17 protein-coding genes are annotated in these 19,484 nt (G+C 66.8%); 9 read left to right on the top strand and 8 right to left on the bottom strand.

Annotation, left to right across the window (positions count from 1 at the left end; all coding sequences use genetic code 11):
- Positions 1 to 7 precede the first annotated feature (7 nt).
- The 3 genes from GN331_RS16535 to GN331_RS08105 are packed head-to-tail and all read right to left on the bottom strand — an operon-like array spanning position 8 to position 3,203.
- Positions 8 to 1,828 (bottom strand): hypothetical protein, encoded by a 1,821-nt coding sequence (locus GN331_RS16535; RefSeq protein ID WP_197427051.1) that lies wholly within the window; start codon positions 1,826 to 1,828, stop codon positions 8 to 10.
- Between the two features lie 19 nt (positions 1,829 to 1,847).
- Positions 1,848 to 2,765: an ABC transporter ATP-binding protein gene (locus tag GN331_RS08110; RefSeq protein WP_156641490.1), complete on the bottom strand. Its 918-nt coding sequence runs from the start codon at positions 2,763 to 2,765 to the stop codon at positions 1,848 to 1,850.
- A gap of 27 nt (positions 2,766 to 2,792) precedes the next feature.
- On the bottom strand, positions 2,793 to 3,203 hold the full coding sequence (locus GN331_RS08105; RefSeq protein ID WP_197427050.1) for a GntR family transcriptional regulator: 411 nt from the start codon (positions 3,201 to 3,203) through the stop codon (positions 2,793 to 2,795).
- Between the two features lie 200 nt (positions 3,204 to 3,403).
- Here GN331_RS08105 and GN331_RS08100 point away from each other — a divergent pair, with 200 nt between their 5' ends.
- Together GN331_RS08100 and GN331_RS08095 are read left to right on the top strand one after the other, a co-directional pair.
- Positions 3,404 to 4,555 carry a glycosyltransferase family 4 protein gene (locus tag GN331_RS08100; RefSeq protein ID WP_156641489.1) on the top strand — a complete coding sequence of 384 codons (1,152 nt, stop codon included), beginning with the start codon at positions 3,404 to 3,406 and terminating at the stop codon, positions 4,553 to 4,555.
- Complete coding sequence (locus GN331_RS08095) at positions 4,533 to 5,063, top strand: phosphatase PAP2 family protein (protein ID WP_156641488.1); 531 nt, start codon at positions 4,533 to 4,535, stop codon at positions 5,061 to 5,063. The genes GN331_RS08100 and GN331_RS08095 overlap by 23 nt, the downstream gene beginning before the upstream one ends.
- Positions 5,064 to 5,129: 66 nt before the next feature.
- On the opposite strand, the gene creD is transcribed toward GN331_RS08095, so the two are convergent.
- The 3 genes from creD to creB all read right to left on the bottom strand — a co-directional run bounded on the left by creD (position 5,130) and on the right by creB (position 8,642).
- The gene (gene creD, locus GN331_RS08090) at positions 5,130 to 6,467 is read right to left on the bottom strand and encodes a cell envelope integrity protein CreD (RefSeq protein WP_156641487.1); all 1,338 of its coding nucleotides are present in this window, start codon (positions 6,465 to 6,467) and stop codon (positions 5,130 to 5,132) included.
- 87 nt (positions 6,468 to 6,554) lie between these two features.
- Entirely contained in the window at positions 6,555 to 7,970 is a 1,416-nt protein-coding gene (creC, locus tag GN331_RS08085) for a two-component system sensor histidine kinase CreC (RefSeq protein WP_156641486.1), read from the bottom strand.
- Between the two features lie 6 nt (positions 7,971 to 7,976).
- On the bottom strand, positions 7,977 to 8,642 hold the full coding sequence (gene creB, locus GN331_RS08080; protein ID WP_156641485.1) for a two-component system response regulator CreB: 666 nt from the start codon (positions 8,640 to 8,642) through the stop codon (positions 7,977 to 7,979).
- A gap of 38 nt (positions 8,643 to 8,680) precedes the next feature.
- On the opposite strand from creB, the gene GN331_RS08075 reads away from it, so the two are divergent.
- Positions 8,681 to 9,538 carry a 23S rRNA (adenine(2030)-N(6))-methyltransferase RlmJ gene (locus tag GN331_RS08075; RefSeq protein ID WP_156641484.1) on the top strand — a complete coding sequence of 286 codons (858 nt, stop codon included), beginning with the start codon at positions 8,681 to 8,683 and terminating at the stop codon, positions 9,536 to 9,538.
- Positions 9,539 to 9,541: 3 nt separating this feature from the next.
- On the opposite strand, the gene GN331_RS08070 is transcribed toward GN331_RS08075, so the two are convergent.
- Positions 9,542 to 10,492 carry a cation diffusion facilitator family transporter gene (locus GN331_RS08070; protein ID WP_156642014.1) on the bottom strand — a complete coding sequence of 317 codons (951 nt, stop codon included), beginning with the start codon at positions 10,490 to 10,492 and terminating at the stop codon, positions 9,542 to 9,544.
- 126 nt (positions 10,493 to 10,618) lie between these two features.
- Between GN331_RS08070 and GN331_RS08065 the strand changes: the two genes are divergently transcribed.
- The 6 genes from GN331_RS08065 (at position 10,619) to GN331_RS08040 (ending at position 17,863) form a co-directional block, all read left to right on the top strand.
- Positions 10,619 to 11,197, top strand: coding sequence for a GNAT family N-acetyltransferase (locus GN331_RS08065; protein WP_156641483.1), 579 nt, complete (start codon positions 10,619 to 10,621; stop codon positions 11,195 to 11,197).
- 95 nt (positions 11,198 to 11,292) lie between these two features.
- Positions 11,293 to 12,342 carry a class I SAM-dependent methyltransferase gene (locus tag GN331_RS08060; protein WP_156641482.1) on the top strand — a complete coding sequence of 350 codons (1,050 nt, stop codon included), beginning with the start codon at positions 11,293 to 11,295 and terminating at the stop codon, positions 12,340 to 12,342.
- Between the two features lie 76 nt (positions 12,343 to 12,418).
- A complete protein-coding gene (gene mfd, locus GN331_RS08055) occupies positions 12,419 to 15,925 on the top strand; it encodes a transcription-repair coupling factor (RefSeq protein ID WP_156641481.1) in 3,507 nt (1,168 codons plus the stop codon).
- Between the two features lie 19 nt (positions 15,926 to 15,944).
- Positions 15,945 to 16,388 carry a DUF3592 domain-containing protein gene (locus GN331_RS08050; protein WP_156641480.1) on the top strand — a complete coding sequence of 148 codons (444 nt, stop codon included), beginning with the start codon at positions 15,945 to 15,947 and terminating at the stop codon, positions 16,386 to 16,388.
- 46 nt (positions 16,389 to 16,434) lie between these two features.
- Positions 16,435 to 17,118, top strand: coding sequence for a deoxyribonuclease V (gene nfi / locus GN331_RS08045; protein WP_156641479.1), 684 nt, complete (start codon positions 16,435 to 16,437; stop codon positions 17,116 to 17,118).
- Between the two features lie 175 nt (positions 17,119 to 17,293).
- Positions 17,294 to 17,863, top strand: a complete 570-nt coding sequence (locus GN331_RS08040) for a hypothetical protein (RefSeq protein ID WP_156641478.1) — start codon at positions 17,294 to 17,296, stop codon at positions 17,861 to 17,863.
- A gap of 744 nt (positions 17,864 to 18,607) precedes the next feature.
- Here GN331_RS08040 and GN331_RS08035 read toward each other — a convergent pair.
- Complete coding sequence (locus tag GN331_RS08035) at positions 18,608 to 19,468, bottom strand: pirin family protein (RefSeq protein WP_156641477.1); 861 nt, start codon at positions 19,466 to 19,468, stop codon at positions 18,608 to 18,610.
- Positions 19,469 to 19,484 lie beyond the last annotated feature (16 nt).

The raw sequence follows: 19,484 nt of genomic DNA, 5'->3' as shown, positions 1-19,484 counted from the left end.
TCCGGATTCAGGCGATGGCGGGCTGCGCGGCGATCGCGACGTCGTCCACCGTCTCGCGCTTCGGATACAGCAACCACAACGCCATCAACGCAGGCAGGCTCACCAGGCCGCAGATGACGATCCACGCGATGCGCGCAGGTGTCGACAGCGCCGTCTGTCGCGTGCGCCACACCGCGCCGAGCAGCGAAACGAGCATCAGCAAGCCCGCAAGCACCTGCATCGACCTCGGAATCGGCGCGGCCTGCTTGGGCAGCGGCGCCATGCCGTCGGCGAAGGCGTTCTTCGCTGCCTTCTGCACCGCATACACCACGGGCGACGGGAACCAGTTCTGGTAACGCCACGTATCGAAGTAATCGCGATCGACATCGCGACGCGCGACGGACTGCACGCGGCCGCGGTCGTCCACGCGCACGATCTCCTGGAACGGCAGCGCTCCTTCCGCGTTGTACGACGAGCGCACGAAGGCGAAGGAGATCAGCCACCCGTCGAGCAGTTCCATCGCATCCACGCGCTGCAGGTCGCCGGCCGCTGCGGGCAACGGCACGCGTTGGCGCGGTGCGAGCACGCCGTCGTCGTTTTCCAGCTCGCGCGCATCGTAGAAGTACAGCGCGCGATCGCTGAGCAGCGCGACGTCGTCGCCCGCTTCGCCGAATCCCGCCAGGCGTTCGCCCTGCGGCAAGCGCGCTCGCGGCAACACGAGGCGCGCATCCTGATCGTATTGATAGACCGTCGAACGATCGAACAGCACGTTCTTCGGACCCGGCATCACGGGCGCGGGGAACGACGCATCGCCGGCGACGCCGAGCGCACCGACCGGACGCCGATCGACCAGGCTGTAGCCTTCGAAACGCATCGTGTCGTGGCTGAAGACCCAGCGGATGCGGCGTTCGGTATCGTCGAATTCCATCGGCGCCAAATTCATCAGTTGTCCGCGCGCGGGCACGGTGCGCAGGCTCGGGCCGACTTCGAAGATCTCCGAGATGCGCGCCTGCTCGCGCCACAGCGGGGCTTCGGGATTGTTGCTGTTCGCAAGGCCGAGGCGGAACACGTCCTTGCCTTCGGCATTCTCCAGTTCCTTCTCGCCACCCGCCTTCGGCACTTCGACGTTGTTGGGATGCGAGCCCTGCGCGATCCACACGAACTCCACGCCGAAGCCCACGAGCACGAGCGCGATCCACATCGCGACCTGCAAGGGCGCGCCGACGATCACCGTGCGCACCACGCCGCGCGGCGCCGCGCTGAGATCGGGCTTGAACGCGACGAACACCATCGCGGCCAACCACGCCAGGGCCAGGCCTTGAAGCAACAACGCGCCGAGGCCGGTCGCTTCGGTGGCGGCGAACAACGCGAGGAAGACGCCGGCGCAAAAACCCACGCGCCGATCGGACAGCATCACGAAGCAGCCGGCGAGATACGCGCAGGTCGCGATCAACCACGCAGAGACGATCAACAGGATGTGGCGCGTGTCGACGACGCGCGGCGTCATCCATTCCTGCCAGCCTGCGACGACGAGCGCCGGCAACAGGATGCCGATCGCAAGCAGCAACGCACCGGCACCCGTGAGCGCGAGTGCGATCTTCCACGGCGCGAGCGGACGATGCAGCAGATTGAGCCACGTGTTCGGACGGCGATATCCGCCCATCTGGTACAGGCCCAGCAACAGACCCAGCGCGCCGTACGCGATGGCGAAGACCTGGTAGGCCATGTCCGGTTGTTGCGCGAGATCCACCACGCGCGTGAGGAAGCCCAGCACGACGAGTTGGATGGCGACGCACCCGGCGGCCCACCAGCGGAAGCGGAGCAGTTCGGCTTTCAGAAGATCGATCATGGCATTGGTGTCCGGAGGCTCAGGCGTGCGCTTGCGTCGGCGCGGCGTGGTTCTTGGCGAGGAAGCCGTTGACGGCGCGGTCCAGGCTCACGGGCATGCTTTGCACCGAGCGCGCACCGCTGGCGCGCAGGAACTCGGCGAAGTCCTCGTCCTGGTCGAGTACCAGGTAGTGATGCAAGCCATCCAGCCGCTGCAGTTGCAGCAGGCCCGGCACGGACATCGGGTCCGGCCCCTTGAACGGAATGTCGGCCACCCAGTGCGTCACGCGCGCGCAGAAATCATCGGGCGCCGACATGTGCATCAACCGCCCGCGCTCGAGGATGATCAGGTTGTCGGCGACGCGCTCGATCTCCTCCATCTGGTGCGAGCAATAGATCACCGTGCATTCGTCGGTGGCGTTGCTGTACATCAGCGATTCGAGGAAGGCGCGCTTGGCCACGACGTCCAAACCGAGCGTCGGCTCGTCGAGCACCAGCAATTCCGGGCCCTGCGCAAGGGCGAGCGCGAGGTTGAAGCCCGCGCGTTCGCCGCGCGAGAGCTGCGAGACCTTCTGTTCCGGCAGCACGTGATAGTGGCCGAGCACATTCTGGAACGCCGCTTCGTTCCACCGACGATATTGGCGGCGATGCATCTCGATCACCGCGGCGATGCGCATCCAACCGGGCAGCGTGTGTTCTTCGTTGACGAAGCCGATGCGGCCGCGATCGTCGGGCGTGAGCTGTTGCGAATCACGACCGAGGATGCGCGCGGTGCCCGCCGTCGGCGGCAGAAAACCCAGCAGGATGCGGAAGAGCGTGGACTTGCCCGCGCCGTTCGCGCCGACCACGGCGTGGATGCGGCCGCGCGGCACGCGCAGGTCCAGGTGATCGAGCGCGAGCTTGCGCCCGTAGCGCTTGCTCAGCCCACTGGTTTCGATGACGTAGTCGTTCTGGATCATGTCGTTCGTTCTCAACTCGAAGATCGGTCAGGCGGACTTGCGGGGCGCAAGCGCGAGAAATTCGTGGACAAGGCGCGCCTGCACCTCGTCAGGCGCGAAGTCGAGCTGGATCACTTCGTGCAGGAAGCGCTGGATCGCTTCATCCAGGCGGCGGCTGCGTTCGGCATCGCTCAGGCGCTGGCGCGGCGGAGCGACGTACAAGCCCAGACCCTGCCGCGATTCCACCCAGCCTTCGGCGGTGAGTTCGGCGTAAGCCTTGGCCACCGTGTTCGGATTGACGGTCAGCTGCTGCGCCAGACCGCGCACGCTGGGCAGCTGGTCGCCGGGGGAGAGCTCCGCGGTCGCGATCTTCATGCGCACGGCGTCGACGATCTGCTTGCTGATCGGCCGGGGATCGCCGGTGGCGATCTGCAGCATCAAGGCCTGGGTGCGGGGCATCGAGGTGTCCTAGCTGTACTGTGGTGATTAGTACAGTACGAACACCCGCCCGGCGTCAAGCGCCTCCCCGACGAACGGTTCGAATGCGCCCCTCCCCTACGACCGCAGGGGAGGGCCGGGGTGGGGTGGCTTCGACTTCAGCACGCAACTGTCATCCCGAAGCAACCGCCCCGTCATCGCGCGCAGCGAGCCTGCGCCCCATGCGCTACGCCATCGTCACCGAAACCTGGCCGCCGGAAATCAACGGCGTCGCGCTGACCGTCGAAGGGTTGGCGCTGGGCCTGCGCGCGCGCGGCCATGCGATCGACCTCGTGCGCCCGCGCCAACCGGGCGACGCCGCCGTCGTCGACGACACCCTCCTCGTCAGGGGGTTCCCGCTGCCGCGTTATCCCGGTTTGCGTTTCGGTGCGCCCGCATTGCGGTCGCTCGCGCGCCGCTGGGGTGCGCGGCGGCCGGATGCCGTCTACATCGCCACCGAAGGCCCGCTCGGTTGGGCCGCGCGCCGCGTCGCGCGTCGACTCGGCGTGCCGGTCGCAACGGGTTTGCATACGCGCTTCGATCACTACATGCGCGATTACGGCTTCGGATTTCTCGAACCCATCGCGCTGCGCTGGATGCGCCGCTTCCACAACGCCGGCGACGCAACACTCGTCGCCACGCGCGAGTTGCAGGACTACCTCGCCGAACGTCGCTTCGCCAATCCGCTGCGCCTGGCGCGCGCGGTCGACGGCGCACTCTTTCATCCCGCGAAACGCGATGCACGATTGCGTGAATCGTGGGGCGCGGGCGACGGCACGCTCGTCGCGATCCACGTCGGCCGCATCGCGGCGGAAAAGAACCTCTCGCTGGCAATCACCGCGTTCCGCGCACTCCAGCGCGTGCGTCCGGAATCGCGCATGGTGTTCGTCGGCGACGGCCCGCTGCGCACCCCGCTTTCTGAAGCGAATCCCGACATCGTGTTCGCCGGCCTGCAACGCGGCGAAGATCTCGCGCGCCACTTCGCGAGCGGCGACGTGTTCCTGTTTCCGAGCCGCAGCGAAACATTCGGCAACGTCACGCTCGAAGCGATGGCCAGCGGCGTGCCGCCGATCGCCTTCGACTACGGCGCCGCGCGCGAACACCTGCGCCACGGTGAACACGGCCTGCGCGTCCCCGATGGCGACGCGGCCGCGTTCATTGCTGCCGCCGTGCGCCTGGCCGAAGACGACATCGGATTGCGCCGCATGCGCGTCGCCGCGCGCGCCGCCATCGAACACCTGCACCCTGACCAGGTCGCCGCCGAATTCGACGCCCTGCTCCAGATGCTCGCCGCACGCAGGAGGATCGCCGATGCCCAGCTTGCCCCGGATTGACTCGGCCTGGTGCCTCAAGGCCAATCATTGGTGCGAACACCGCGGTGTGCGCGCGTTGTTCGCTTTCGTCAGCCGACTCGGCGACGGCGCGGCCTGGTATGCGTTGATGGCCGCGATGGTGATCGTCGATGGCCGCGCTGGTTTGCTTGCCGCCGCGCATCTCGCGGTGACCGGCAGCATCGCCGTCGGCCTCTATGCGTTCCTGAAGCGTTGGACCAAACGCCCGCGCCCCTTCGCCTCCGATGCGCGCATCCACGCGTGGGTCGCACCGCTCGACGAGTTCAGTTTTCCGTCGGGCCATACCCTGCACGCAGTGGCGTTCACGCTCGTTGCGCTGGCGTATTACCCGGTGTTGGCGTGGGTGTTGGTGCCGTTCGCTTCCACCGTTGCGGTGTCGCGCGTGGTGCTTGGTTTGCACTATCCGAGCGATGTGTTGGCGGCGACTGCGATTGGAACCGGGATTGCATCGCTGTCGTTGTGGTGCGTGCCGGGTGTGACGTTGTTCTAGTTGCGCGGCCAATCACGCAACCCCTCCCCGGCCCTCCCCTGCCTTCGCAGGGGAGGGGGAAAGAACTCATCGCTGCAACGCGTACCAATCCACCTTGCGCGTCACCACCATGATCGTCGCCAGCACGACGAACAACAGGCCGGCACCCAGCACCAGCGCGTTGTCTTCCGACACGAGCACGCCGTACAGCGCCGCGTACAACAGCGCCAGCATCGCGGCAAAGCCCACGCCGCGCAGCACGCTTTGCAACACCGCGCTCAGATAGAACCCGAGCAACCCGATGCACGCCGCGGCCGACACCAGGTACGCCGATCCGAACGGGATGTGCTCGCTCAGGCTCACGAGCAGCAGGAAGAAGATCGCCAGCGCCAGGCCCACCAGGCCGTACTGGATCGGGTGGATCGGCAACTGCTTGATCAACTCGAACATGAAAAAGCCGACGAAGGTCAGCAACACGAACAGGATCCCGTACTTCGTCGCGCGATCGGCCAGCGTGTAACTATCGACCGCGTCGAACAGCGTCACGCCCACCGCATCGACGCCAGACACCGACGCATCCGACCCGCGCATCGGCGCCAGTTGCAGCAGGCTGGTTGGATCCTTGGTTTCGAGGAATCGCGTCTGCGCGCTGGTCGCCAGCGACGAGATCTCCCACTGCGCGCGAAAGCCCTTGGCATCCACCGTGCGCGTGCGCGGCAGGAAGCTGCCGCCGAAGATCGGATCGGGCCACGTCGACTTCAGCGCGAACCGGTTGTCCCGCGCGATCGGCACCAGCGCGAGCGCTTCAGTGCCGCCGATCACTGCGTCGAACGTCACGTCCAATGCGATCGCCTGCCCCGCCTGCGGTGCATCCATTCGCGCATGCACGCCGCCGATCGGCTGGCTTCCGAACCCGGCCGTCAGCGGCAGCGCCCTGCCGCCGACCTTCAACGTAGGCGTGCCGACGAACCCGCGCACATCCGAGGCACCCACGCTGAGGAACGGGCGCCCGATGCGACGAGGCCGCGCGCCATCCACCGGAATCTGCGCACGGATCGCCGCCACCGCGTGCATGTCGAGCTCATACACCGGCACGCGATACAGCCCGCGCTTGCGCGTGTCGGGCTTCATGGTGCCGTCGACGACGAGCGTATCGGGGAAGAAGGTCCACTTGCCCGCCTGTTCCTTCAGGACTTTGCGCACGCCCTGCGGCGTGACCTCATCCTGTTCGACGAGTTCGGTGTAAGGCACGACGAGCACCGGCCCCAACACGGCCTGTTTGCCGGCACTGGTGGCCGCGACGTTGGCGACCGCCTCGGCGCGGTAGACCTCGCGTTCCTGGATAGTGCCGCGGATCAGCAGCAACGGGATGAGCAAGCCGAGCGTGAGGAAGAAAACGACGACCGCTTTGAAGGCGAAGCGCATGGCAGGTCCTTTCCTGGCCTTGGGATGCGCGCAGCCTCGCGCCGGCGCGTGCGGCGCCGATGGCGGGTGTGTGTGGCGACGGTGAAGTCAGGCTTCGGGCAGTTCGAGCGTGGCGATGGCGCCGCCGAGGTGGAAGTTTTCAAGCGTCGCGCGGCCGCCATGCAACGCGGCGACCTCGGCCACGAAGCACAATCCCAGGCCACTGCTGCGGCTGCCGCCTTCCGGGCGCGGCAGCGAATAGAAGCGTTCGAAGACCCGCGGCATCGCGTAATCCGGAATGCCGGGGCCGGCATCGATCACGCGGACCTGGCACCGGCCCTCGTCGTCGGGAGAGACATCGACGTCGACATGACGGCCCTTCGGTGAAAACGACACGGCGTTGTCGAACAGGTTGACGATCGCCTGGCGCAGCAGGAACGGGTCGCCTTCTACGTAACACTCGCCACCGTTGTGGCAGATCTCGACGTCGCCTTTCGCGCAATGCGCGATGGCATCGACGACGACGGCATTCAAATCCAGGCGGTCGTGCACTTCCAGCGCCTGCTGGTGCTCCACCGCTGCCAGCGCCAGCAACTTGTCGATCATCTGCGCAAGCCGCTCGCTTTGCGCGCGAATCGCAGCTGCGAAACGCGCACGATCGGCTTCCGCCATCGGCCCTTCGAGCAATTCCGCGCTGCCACGAATCGCAGCCAGCGGGCTCTTCATCTCGTGCGTCAGCGTATGCACGTATTGCTCGACGTATTGCTTGCCTTCCAGCCGCGTGCGCATCGTTTCCAACGCTTGGCCGAGATCGCCGAATTCGCCGGCGGCCTTGGGCGGCGTCGCGCGCTCGCCCGCGGTCACCGCATGCGCATAACGCTGCAGCGCACCGAGCTGGCGCGCGAACCACCACGCTGTCGTCAAGCCGATCAACAACGCGACGCCCATCAACAGCCAGCCCCACTTCATCACTTTCGCTTGGCTGCGCGCGATGAACGGCGCGAGCGTCTGGTTCGGCTTGGCGACGGTGAGGACGCCGACGATGCGCCCGCTCGCATCGCGCAGCGGCGCGGCGACGTGCATGACGGTGGAATTCGGATCGTTGGGATCGCTGCGCGTCGAACGCGCGCCGTATTGCCCGCGCAGCGTGAGATACACGTCGTTCCAGCGCGCGTAATTCTTTCCGACATCGCGCCCCGCACTGTCGAAGACCACGATGCCGCGTGCGTCCGTGACATAGATGCGCGTGGTCACCGCGCGCTTCTGGAAGCCCCAGATCTGCGCGCCCGGGTCGCGCGATTGCACGTTCTTGACGCGCTGCGCGAAGCGGCCATCGGCGATGTGGCCTGCGAGGAAATCATCGGTCGCGATCTCCGCGAGCACGTTGGCCGTCTCCGCGAGCGTGTCCTCCATCGCCTGCCGCACGCCGGGCTTCACTTCGGCGACGAACACGCGCGCGAGCAGCAGCGCCGCGAGCGCGACGATCGCGAAGTACCCGAGGAATACGCGCAGCCCGATGCGCATGCGGCGTCAGGTGTCGATCGAATACCCGATGCCGCGGTGCGTGCGGATCGGATCGCAGGAAGGGTCGAATGCGTGCAGCTTCGCGCGCAGCGTCTTGACGTGCGTGTCCACGGTGCGATCGCCGCTTTCCAGCGCGTCACCCCACACACGGTCCATCAACTGCGCGCGCGTGAGCACGGCGCCGGGGCGCTGCAACAAGGCGGCGAGCAGGCCGTATTCGTAACGCGTGAGATCCAGCCACCGCCCGCGCCAGCGGATGCGGTGGCCCTCGGCGTCGTGCCCGAAGCCGTTGCCCGGCGCCGGCTCGGCATGCGAGGCGACACGCCGCAGCACCGCCCGCACGCGCGCCACCAGTTCGCGCGGCGAGAAGGGTTTGGTCACGTAATCGTCTGCGCCCAGTTCGAAGCCCAGCACGCGCTCGGCTTCGGCCGCATGCGCGGTGAGGAAGATCACGGGCAAATCGCCGGTGCGCCGCAGTTCGCGGCACAGCGCGAAACCGCCGAGGTCCGGCAGGCCGACATCGAGGATGGCCAGGTCGAAGCGCCCTTCCCCCGACGCGCGCAGGGCGTCGCCGGCGGTCAGGCAGTGGTGCACGTCGAAGCCGTCCTCGCGCAGGGCGTAGGCCACGGTGTCGGCGATGGCGGTCTCGTCTTCCACAAGCAGCAGGCGCATGCGCGGAGCATAGCCGCCCACCGCGTATCCTGCGCACCATGAACTATCGCCACGCCTTCCATGCCGGCAACCACGCCGACGTGCTCAAGCACGTCGCCCTGCTCGCGCTGTGCGACGCCCTGCGCGCCAAGCCTGCGGCTTGCTTCGCGCTCGACACCCACGCCGGGCGCGGCCTGTACTCCCTCGACGCAGTGGCCGCCAAGCGCACCGGCGAGGCCGAGGGTGGCGTCGCCAAACTCCGCGCCACGGGCGATACGCACATCGCGCGTTACCTGGCCGCCATCGAAGCCTGCCGCGCCGCGCATGGCCCGAAGGCCTATCCCGGTTCCCCGTGGCTGCTCGCGCATGCCCTGCGCGAACAGGACCGCATCGCCTGCTGCGAATTGCAGCCCGACGAAGCGTCGATCCTCAACATCGAGTTCCGCGACGACCCGCGCGTGGTCGTGCACCAACGCACCGACGGCTATGCGGCGATGAAAGCCCTGTTGCCGCCGCGTTCGGGGCAGACGCGGTTCGCGCGCGGCCTGGTGCTGATCGATCCGCCGTACGAAGCGCAGCTGGAAGAATTCGACCTGGCGATCGCGGCCCTGCGCGATGGCCTGCAGCGTTGGCCGCAGGGGATGTTCGCGCTGTGGTATCCGATCAAGTTGCGGCGTTCGCTGCCGCCGTTCTATCGGCGCGCCGCGACGATGGAGGCGAAGTCGGCGCTCGTCGTCGAGTTGCTGGTGCGCCCCGACGACTCACCGCTGCGCATGAACGGCAGCGGCTTGTTGATCCTCAATGCCCCGTATCAATTCGACAGGCAGTTCCGGCACACGCTCAATGCGCTGCGAAACGCGTTGCAGGAACCGGCCGGGGGCAACGCGCACATGGAGTGGCTGCGCGCGCCCGCGTGACACTCAGGAAACCGTGACCGGCCCGTAATCCTGGTCGGCCTTGCCGCCGCCCGGCAGTTCGGGTTCGAAGAAACTCCAGCGCACCTGCGGGTAGCGCGCCTTGAGTTCCTTCTCGATCCCGTTGATGCCGTCGATCAGCGCGCGCGACGTCTGCGTCTCGTGCATTTCCGCGTGCACCGACACCATCATCTCGTTGCCGAGCTGCAGCGTGATCAGGCTCAGCACGCGCGAGATCTCCGGGCGCGATTCCAGGAAGGTGCGAATGCCGGCCTGGACGTTGACGTCAACGCTCTGGCCGATCAGCATCGCCTTGACTTCGACGGCGACGAACACCGCCACGATGATCAGCAACGCACCGATCGCGACCGTGCCGATCGCATCCCACATCGGGTTGCCCGTGATCACGGCGAGCACGACGGCGAACAGCGCGAACACCAGGCCGAACAGGGCCGCCAGGTCCTCGCCGAAGATCACCACCAATTCGGCCTGGCGGCTTTCGCGGAACCAGCGCCACAGCGAACGATCGCCGCGCGCCTTGTTGACTTCCTGCATGCACGCACGCATCGACACGCTCTCGGCGATGATGCCGAAGATCAGCACGCCGACCGCCCACCACCACTGCTCGAGCGGTTCGGGGTTGTGCAATTTGTGGATGCCTTCGTAGAGGCTGAACATGCCGCCGACCGAGAAAAGCATCAGCGCGACCAGGAAGGACCAGAAATAGATGGCCTTGCCGTAGCCGAGCGGATAGTCGGGCGTCGGCGGCTTCTTGGCCTGCTTCAGGCCCAGCAACAGCAGCAGCTGGTTGCCGCAGTCGGCGAGCGAGTGGACCGTCTCGGCGATCATCGCGCTGGAATTGGTCATGTACGCCGCAAAGCCCTTGGCACAGGCGATGGCGAAATTGGCGCCGAGGGCGAAGAGAATCGCGCGGGTAGAGTCGCCGCTGCCGGCCATGGTGTTCCGATACATGAATGGGAGAGCGCGCAAGGATAACAATTGCCCGCGTTAAACCCGGTGTTCGTGGCCCGCTTAACACGCGTCTAGAGCTGGGCTTCACTTCCGCTCTGGCATTGTCGCTGAATGGCGGCCCGCAACCGACTTCCCCCGTGGCACGAACAGATCCGGCTCAGCAATGGGCGTGAGGTCCTCATCCGTCCGATCCGGCCGGCCGACGCCGATCCGTTGCGGCAGGGCTTCGCCCTGCTCGAGCCCGACGAAATCCGGCAACGCTTCCTGCACGCGGTGCGCGAGCTGACGCCGGAGATGGCGGACAAGCTCTCGCGGCCCGACGCCAAGCGCGAATTCGCGCTCGTCGCCGCCGAGCCGTTGCCACCGGGTGAAGCGCTCGTCGGCGCCGTGGCGCGCGCGGCGATCACCGATTCGGGCCGTGAAGCCGAATTCGCGATCCTCGTCAGCCACTACATCGCGGGCCTGGGCCTGGGCCGTCACCTGATGCGCCGCCTGGTGCGTTGGGCGAAAGGCCGGCGCCTGGAGCGCCTGTGGGGCGACGTGCTCGAACACAACCAGCCGATGCTCGCGCTCGCGACGTCGCTGGGATTCCGTCGCGAGCCGACGCAGCAGCCGGGTTTGGTCCGCGTGGTGCTCGAGCTGCAGCCCGCGCGTGGCACGCATACGCACGACGAACCGAAAGCGGCATAGGCCGTTGTTCCGATCGTCCTTCGTTGGGCTTCCTCGGGGAGCCTGCGGCGGGCTGCGTCGCGTTTCCCAAGGACGGGAACGATCGGATTCCCTGCATGGCCATCAACGAACAGCGTCTCAATGATTTCCTCGGCAAGGCGGTTGGCGACCTGGGCGCCGCCATTTCTTCCACGCTCATGCTGGTCGGCGACCAGCTGGGTTTCTACAAGGCGCTCGCCAAGGAAGCGCTGACCCCCACCGAACTCGCGCAACGCACCGGCACATACGAGCGTTACGTGCGCGAATGGCTCGGCAACCAGGCCGCGGGCGGCTACGTCGATTACGACGCCGGCACCGGCCGCTTTCGCCTCAACGACGAACAGGCCCTGTGCCTGGCCGATCCGAACGGACCGGTGGACCTTCCCGGCGCGTATTCGCTCGTCGAGGACAGCTTCCACATGCTCGATCGGACGATGGACAACTTCCGCACGGGCAAGGGCCTGGAGTGGGGCGAGCACCACAAGTGCCTGTTCAGCGGCGTCGAGCGCTTCTTCCGCGCCGGTTACCACGCGCATTTGCTGACCGAATGGATTCCCGCGCTCGACGGCGTGAAGGAGAAACTCGAACGCGGCGCGCGCGTCGCCGATGTCGGCTGCGGCCACGGCGCGAGCACCACGCTGATGGCGAAGGCATTCCCCAACTCGCAATTCGTCGGCATCGACTACCACGCGCCCTCGATCGACGTCGCGCGACAACGCGCGAAGGAGATGGGCGTGGGCAATGCAAGTTTCGAAGCCGCCGACGCGACGGGATACCGCGACGCGGACTTCGACCTGGTCTGCTTCTTCGATTGCCTGCACGACATGGGCGATCCCGTCGGCGCGGCGAAACATGCGCGCGAGGCGCTCAAGGACGACGGCCACGTGCTCCTGGTCGAACCATGGGCGACCGACAGCGTGCAAGGCAACCTCAACCCCGTCGGTCGCGTGTACTACGGCGCGTCGTCGCAAATCTGCGTCCCGGTCTCGCTGGCACGCAACGGACCAGCGCTGGGCGCACAGGCCGGCGAGGCACGCCTGGGCGAAGTGATGCGCGACGGCGGCTTCACGCGCTTCCGCCGTGCGACCGAAACCCCGTTCAACCTCGTGCTCGAAGCGCGGCCCTGACAGGGCCTTCCGTTAGAATTGCGCTTCCTCCGCTGGGCGCATCGCGCGCCCGGCGGTGCCGGCTATTTGCGAGCGCATGAACGACAACACGCACGACCCCCGCAGCGCCCCACCCCTCCCCCGCGCCGGCCAGTCGCGCGCGTGGTGGCGCGCACCCGCGTCCGCGTCCGCGCTCGCCTTCCACATCGCACGCGCGGCGCGCGCGCACGACGGCCCGGTCCTCGCCATCGCGAAGGACAACCACGGCGCGCACCAACTCGAATCCGATCTGCGCACGTTGCTCGGTGAAGACACCGCGCTGCCCGTGCTGCCCTTCCCCGATTGGGAAACGCTGGCCTACGATCAATTCAGCCCGCACGCCGACATCGTGTCGCAGCGTTTGTCCGCATTGCTGCGCCTGCCGACGCTCAAGCGCGGCATCGTCGTCGTGCCGGTGCAGACGCTGCTGCAGCGCGTCGCGCCGATGCGCTACGTGGTCGGCAATACCTTCGACGTGCGCGTGGGCCAGACGCTCGACCTGGATGCGGAAAAACGCCGCCTGGAAAGCGCCGGCTATCGCAACGTGCCGCAAGTGTTCGATCCCGGCGACTTCGCCGTGCGCGGCGGTTTGCTCGATGTGTATCCGATGGGCGCGCACGAGCCGTATCGCGTGGAGCTGTTCGACGACCAGATCGATTCGATCCGCGCGTTCGATCCCGAATCGCAGCGGTCGCTCGACAAGGTCGACGCCGTGCAGCTGCTGCCCGGCCGCGAAGTGCCGCTCGACGATGAATCGCGCAAGCGCGCGATGGATGCGCTGCGCGAGCGATTCGACATCGACACGCGCCGCAGTGCGCTGTTCCAGGATCTGAAGGGCGGCCTCGCACCCGCGGGCATCGAGTACTACCTGCCGCTGTTCTTCGAAACCACGCGCAACGAAGGCAGCACCGCGACGCTGTTCGATTACCTCGGCGATCGCATGCTGCCCGTCGTCACCGACGGCGCGCTCGCGTGCGCGGATGCGTTCTGGACGCAGACCGCCGAGCGCTACGAACAGCGCCGCCACGACATCGAACGCCCGCTCCTCCCGCCGACCGACCTGTATCTGACGCCCGACCAGTTGCGCGAAACGCTCAACGCGCGCCCGCGCATCGAGGTCGTCGGCGGTGAAGATGCGAAGGCGGCGAAAGCGCAAACGCTCGGCGACCAACCCGCGCCCGATTTGCCGATCGCCGCGCGCGAGGCCGGTGCCGGCGCGCTGCAATCCTTCCTGTCGACCTATCCCGGCCGCGTTCTCATCGCCGCCGATTCCGCCGGTCGTCGCGAAGCCTTGCTCGATGTGTTGCACGCGGCGGGCATGAAGCCCGAGGTCATCGCCGATTGGCATGCGTTCCTCGCGGGCCGTGAGCGCTTCGCCATCGCGGTCGCGCCGCTGGAAGATGGTTTCGCACTCGATGGCGAGCTCGTCGGCGGCACGCCGATCGCGCTGCTCACCGAACGCCAGCTCTTCCCCGAACGTGCTTCGCAACCGCGTCGTCGCAAGCGCGCGGGTCGAGAACCCGAGCAGATCATCCGCGACCTGGGCGAGCTCAGCGAAGGCGCGCCGATCGTGCACGAAGACCACGGTGTCGGGCGATACCGCGGCCTGGTCACGCTCGAAGCCGGCGGCACGCCCGCCGAATACCTCGAAATCGAATACGCGAAGGGCGACCGCCTGTATGTGCCGGTTGCGCAGCTCGATCGCATCTCGCGTTACTCCGGCGCCTCGCCGGAAACCGCGCCGCTGCACAACCTCGGCGGCGAGCAGTGGACCAAGGCCAAGCGCAAGGCCGCCGAAAAGGTGCGCGACGTCGCCGCCGAACTGCTCGAAATCCAGGCCAAGCGCCAGGCGCGCGCGGGCATCGCGCTCGATACCGATCGCGCGTTGTACGAGCCCTTCGCGGCGACGTTCCCGTTCGAAGAAACGCCCGACCAGCACGCGGCGATCGAAGCGGTGATCCGCGACCTCGCGTCTTCGCAACCGATGGACCGCGTGGTCTGCGGCGACGTGGGCTTCGGCAAGACCGAAGTCGCGGTGCGCGCCGCGTTCGTGGCCGCCACCGCGGGCAAGCAGGTCGCCGTACTGGTGCCGACGACGCTGCTCGCCGAACAGCACTACCGCAACTTCCGCGACCGATTCGCCGATTGGCCGCTGAAGGTCGAAGTGCTCTCGCGCTTCAAGAGCACGAAGGAAATCAAGGCCGAGTTGGAGAAGCTCGCCGAAGGCAAGATCGACGTCATCGTCGGCACGCATCGCCTGTTGCAGAACGATGTGCGCTTCAAGGACCTCGGCCTGGTGATCGTCGATGAAGAACAGCGCTTCGGCGTGCGCCAGAAGGAAGCGTTGAAGGCGCTGCGCGCGAACGTCCACCTGCTCACGCTCACCGCCACGCCGATCCCGCGCACACTCAACATGGCGATGGCGGGCCTGCGCGATCTGTCGATCATCGCCACGCCGCCCGCGCATCGCCTCGCGGTGCAGACCTTCGTCACGCCGTGGGATGGCGCCTTGCTGCGTGAAGCGCACCAGCGCGAACTTGCGCGCGGCGGCCAGGTGTACTTCCTGCACAACGACGTCGAAACGATCGGCCGCATGCAGCGCGACCTGCAGGAACTCGTGCCCGAGGCGCGCATCGGCATCGCGCACGGCCAGATGCCCGAACGCGAACTCGAACGCGTGATGTTCGACTTCCACAAGCAGCGCTTCAACGTGTTGCTGTGCACGACGATCATCGAGTCTGGCATCGACATTCCGAACGCGAACACGATCATCATGAATCGCGCCGACAAGCTCGGCCTGGCGCAGATGCACCAGTTACGCGGACGCGTGGGTCGATCGCATCACCGCGCATACGCCTACCTCGTCGCGCCCGACAACCGAAGCATCACCGCCGATGCGCGCAAGCGTCTGGAGGCCATCGCGTCGATGGACGAACTGGGCGCGGGCTTCACGCTCGCCACGCACGATCTCGAGATTCGCGGCGCGGGCGAATTGCTCGGCGAAGACCAGAGCGGCCAGATGGCGGAAGTCGGCTTCAGCCTGTACACCGAGTTGCTCGAACGCGCGGTGCGTTCGATCAAGCAGGGCAAGTTGCCGGACGAAGACCCGACGTTCGAACATCGCGGCGCCGAAGTCGTGCTCAACGTGCCGGCGCTGATCCCCGAGGATTACCTCCCCGACGTGCACGAGCGCCTGACGTTGTACAAGCGCATCAGCAGTGCGCGTTCGGCGGACGAGTTGCGGGACCTGCAGGTCGAGATGATCGATCGCTTCGGCCTGTTGCCGGACGCGACCAAGCATCTGTTCGCCATCGCCGAACTCAAGCTGCACGCCACGCGCATCGGCATCCGCAAGATCGACCTCGGACCGGCGGGCGGGCGCCTGCAGTTCGAAGCCAAGCCCGACGTGGATCCGCTGACGGTCATCCAGATGATCCAGAAGCAGCCGCAGCACTATGCGATGGACGGCCCCGACAAGCTGCGCCTGAAGCTGGACTTGCCCGATGCCGCCGCGCGGGTGCAGGCTGCGCGTGGGTTGCTGACCGCATTGCAGCGGGCGGCTTGATCGGCGCAAGGGGGACGTCGTGAACGCATGGATGCCGTGCATCATCCTGGGCTTGCTCGCGCTTGCGGCACGCGAGGCGTGGCACATCCGATTGGGGTTCGATTCGCTGCGCTGGACGCGGACCACCGGCACGCTGGAACGCATCTGGCAGGTGAGCAGCAGCAGCGAGTCGGCGACCGACGACGAGCATTCGGTGCATGCGCACTACACGTACAGCGTCAACGGCCGCACTTACAAGGGCCGCCGACTGAGCTACCGGACGATGTCGGACCTGCCGTTCGCCGAAGCCCTGGACCTGATGCACGGACTGCGCAAGGGCAGCGAGGTCGATGTGTATTACGACCCGGCGCGGCCCGAACGGGCCGTCATGATCCCGGGCAGCGGCACGGGCAACATCGTGGGCCTGACGACGCTGATCGTCCTTGCGGTCTTCCTCGGCCTGTCCTGGGCCCGTCTGGTGTGACGGCCGCTTGGCCGGCGCCTTCACACCGACCCGTATGCTCTGACGCATGGCGAATCTCGACCCCAACCCACTCGACCCCTGGGACGGCAGCGTCGCGCAGGCGCGCGCCATGCAGGACCTGATGGCGCGACGGGTGTTGTTGCGCGACGGGTTCCGGTCGCCGTTGCGGGCGGTCGCGGGGTTCGCGGTGGCGATGGAGGACGAGGGCGCACGCACGCGCGCGGTCGCGGTCCTGGTCGATGCGGAATCGTTGGACCTGATCGATGCGCAGGTCGCGCATGTGTCGGCGTCGACGAAATACGTGCCCGGGTTCCTGTCGTTCCAGGTGATGCCGGCGCTGCTGCGCGTGCTCGACATGTTGCCGCAGGCACCGGACCTGGTGTTGTTCGACGGCGATGGCGTGGCGCATCCGCAGCGCTTCGGGATCGCATCGCATTTCGGCGTGGTCTCCGGGTTGCCGACGATCGGGATCGGGAACAAGTTGTTGCTCGGCACCGCGGCGGACCTGCACCAGGTGCGCGGGGCGTACACGCCGTTGCGCGATTATGGTGAGCAGATCGGGTGGGTGTTGCGCAGCAAGCCCGACGTCGCGCCCATCATCGTGTCGCCCGGGCATCGCGTGGCGATGGCGTCGGCCGCGGACCTGGTGATGCGATTCACGGCGACCGAGCGCATGCCGGAGCCGGTGCAGATGGCGCAGCACCTGGGCGCGCGGGGGATGCGCGTCTAAACGCGGCGCGACGCGCGAACATCGCGCGATCTGCGTTATAAATGCCGGCAATCGACGGCGGTCCGCGTGGACCCGGGGGGCGTTGGTGAAATCATGGTGTGTTGCGCTTTTGGTAGCGCTCGTCTGCGTTGTATCGCGACCGGCCTGGGCCACCGCCCAGGAACCGGATTACATCGTGCTGGACGGCAAGCGCGTCGAGCTTGAAACCAATCCGCTCTCGCCGCTCATCAAGTCCGGTGCGATCAAGATTCCGAAAGCCGACGAGCAGTGGACGTCGAACTGGCGCGGCTACATCGCGACGTTCGAGGTGCGTGGCGATGCCTTCGTCCTGACCAGCATCACCGTCCTGCGCAAGGCGAAGGACGCGGGCGAAGACGACGACGCCGTCGCCGCCGAAGTGCTTCCGGAGGTCTTCGCGGGGCAAACCGAAGTTCCCGCGACGTGGTACAGCGGCGCGCTGATCATTCCCGGCGGGAAGATCGTCAACTACGTCCACATGGGATACGGATCGACCTACGAGCGATACACCGTGTTGAGCGTCGACGCGGGCAAGATCGTCGATCGCAAGGATCTCGACGCGAAGGAATACACGGCGCTCCGCAAGGCCAAGTTCGCGCAGTTCAAGAAGACACCCGCATACGCCGAGCACATCAAGGCGCTCAGCGCGGGCAAGGACGGGGGCGGGTTTTCGAACGACGAGTTCTTGTATGAGTACGCCACCGAGGAGTACATGGCGCTTCGATGAGCGCCGAGGTTACGCAGAAGCATCGATGGTTTTTGACGTGCGCCTCCACCAGAGGGGCGCATCGGCACGCCGCACTGGATGTCCTTTTGCTACACGAAGAGCGAGCCACGCTCCGCAAAAGGACATCCAGCACGACGCACCGCTGCGCGTAACGTCTGATCGTTTCGCGACAGCACTTGATGAATGTTTGTGTTGTGCGCTGATTGATTCGCGCCGACTGCCAGTCCACCCGACGGGCGGCACCTCGCCCGTCGAGGACATCGCGGCATACGTGGGTGCATGTCCTCGATAGCGCGATGTCCTCTCTCGGGCAAGGTGCCTTCGCAGCGATTTGATGGGCGAAGCGGAGCCCCTCTCCCTGCGGGAGAGGGGTTGGGGAGAGGGTCGGCCTTCAGCGCGAATGGTGAACAAGGTCCGCCCCGCTTCGCCCATCCGGTCGCCGCGAGGAACATCGCCTGCCAGAGGCGACGAAGTCACGACGGTGCGCGCGCCGAGGTGGGCGAGGTTCCGTCCGTCGGGTGTGCTGGCAGTAGGCGCGAATGGCCCACACCGCAACGCAAACACTCATCAAGGGCTGTCGCGAATCATTCAGCCCAGATGCGCAGCGGTCGCTGCGTTGAAGGCCACATTGCGGAGCGTGAGCTCTTGCGGAGCAATGTGGCCTTCAACGCGGCGTGCCGATGCGCCGCTCTGGTGGCGGCGAACCTCAACAACGACGAATGCTTCTGCGTACGTGCTGACGCCTCACCGATCAGGCAGCGGAATGAACTCCGTTTCGCCCTCGATCTTCCCGTACTTGTCGTCCAGCCAATCCTGCTTCGCCTGCTCGATGCGGTCCTTCGACGACGACACGAAGTTCCACCACATGTGGCGCGGCGCATCCAGGGGTTCGCCGCCCAGCAACATCGCCTTGACGCTGCCCAGCGCACGCACCTTGTGGCGAACGCCGCGATCCAAAACAACGAGATGCTGCTCGGGAATGTCGGCGCCGTCGAGTTGCACCTTCCCTTCGAGGATGTACAACGCACGCTCCACCGCGCGCGCGTCCACGTCGAACTCCGCATCCGGCGCCATGTCCACCGCGACGTTGAACGTATCGGTGAACACCGACACCGGCGACTCCTCACCGAACGCACGCCCCGCGATCACGCGCAACGTGACGCCCGGCTGCGCGATCAACGGCAACGCATCGGCTGCGTGGTGGAAGAACGCGGGCTCGGCTTCCTCGTGCGACTTCGGCAACGCCACCCACGTCTGCATCCCGTGCACGGGATGCGGCGCTTCACGCGTCCCGAGGGGCGTGCGCTCCGAATGCGCGATGCCGCGCCCGGCCGTCATCCAGTTGACGTCGCCCGGACGAATGTCCTGCACGCTGCCCAAGGTGTCGCGATGCGTGATCGTGCCCGCCCACAGGAACGTCACCGTCGCCAGGCCGATGTGCGGATGCGGCCGCACATCGATCCCGCGCCCCGGCTCGAACAAGGCCGGGCCCATGTGGTCGACGAAGACGAACGGCCCCACGCTGCGCGCCTGGATCGAAGGCACGGCACGGCGCACTTCGAAACCGCCGAGATCATGGACGCGGGGAGCAACGATCGTGGTCATGGCATTACCTGTTTGT

Origin of the sequence: Noviluteimonas gilva (assembly GCF_009740395.1) — a bacterium.
In the GTDB taxonomy this organism is placed as follows: domain Bacteria; phylum Pseudomonadota; class Gammaproteobacteria; order Xanthomonadales; family Xanthomonadaceae; genus Noviluteimonas; species Noviluteimonas gilva.
Note: the sequence above shows the minus strand (reverse complement) of the source record. Positions and strands in the feature narration are given on the sequence as shown.

What these genes read in the sequence shown, in the direction of transcription:
- GN331_RS16535 (WP_197427051.1), bottom strand. Translation starts at nt 1,828, where the DNA reads ATGATCGATCTTCTGAAAGCCGAACTGCTCCGCTTCCGCTGGTGGGCC.
- GN331_RS08110 (WP_156641490.1), bottom strand. Translation starts at nt 2,765, where the DNA reads ATGATCCAGAACGACTACGTCATCGAAACCAGTGGGCTGAGCAAGCGC.
- GN331_RS08105 (WP_197427050.1), bottom strand. Translation starts at nt 3,203, where the DNA reads ATGCCCCGCACCCAGGCCTTGATGCTGCAGATCGCCACCGGCGATCCC.
- GN331_RS08100 (WP_156641489.1), top strand. Translation starts at nt 3,404, where the DNA reads ATGCGCTACGCCATCGTCACCGAAACCTGGCCGCCGGAAATCAACGGC.
- GN331_RS08095 (WP_156641488.1), top strand. Translation starts at nt 4,533, where the DNA reads ATGCCCAGCTTGCCCCGGATTGACTCGGCCTGGTGCCTCAAGGCCAAT.
- creD (WP_156641487.1), bottom strand. Translation starts at nt 6,467, where the DNA reads ATGCGCTTCGCCTTCAAAGCGGTCGTCGTTTTCTTCCTCACGCTCGGC.
- creC (WP_156641486.1), bottom strand. Translation starts at nt 7,970, where the DNA reads ATGCGCATCGGGCTGCGCGTATTCCTCGGGTACTTCGCGATCGTCGCG.
- creB (WP_156641485.1), bottom strand. Translation starts at nt 8,642, where the DNA reads ATGCGCCTGCTGCTTGTGGAAGACGAGACCGCCATCGCCGACACCGTG.
- GN331_RS08075 (WP_156641484.1), top strand. Translation starts at nt 8,681, where the DNA reads ATGAACTATCGCCACGCCTTCCATGCCGGCAACCACGCCGACGTGCTC.
- GN331_RS08070 (WP_156642014.1), bottom strand. Translation starts at nt 10,492, where the DNA reads ATGGCCGGCAGCGGCGACTCTACCCGCGCGATTCTCTTCGCCCTCGGC.
- GN331_RS08065 (WP_156641483.1), top strand. Translation starts at nt 10,619, where the DNA reads ATGGCGGCCCGCAACCGACTTCCCCCGTGGCACGAACAGATCCGGCTC.
- GN331_RS08060 (WP_156641482.1), top strand. Translation starts at nt 11,293, where the DNA reads ATGGCCATCAACGAACAGCGTCTCAATGATTTCCTCGGCAAGGCGGTT.
- mfd (WP_156641481.1), top strand. Translation starts at nt 12,419, where the DNA reads ATGAACGACAACACGCACGACCCCCGCAGCGCCCCACCCCTCCCCCGC.
- nfi (WP_156641479.1), top strand. Translation starts at nt 16,435, where the DNA reads ATGGCGAATCTCGACCCCAACCCACTCGACCCCTGGGACGGCAGCGTC.
- GN331_RS08035 (WP_156641477.1), bottom strand. Translation starts at nt 19,468, where the DNA reads ATGACCACGATCGTTGCTCCCCGCGTCCATGATCTCGGCGGTTTCGAA.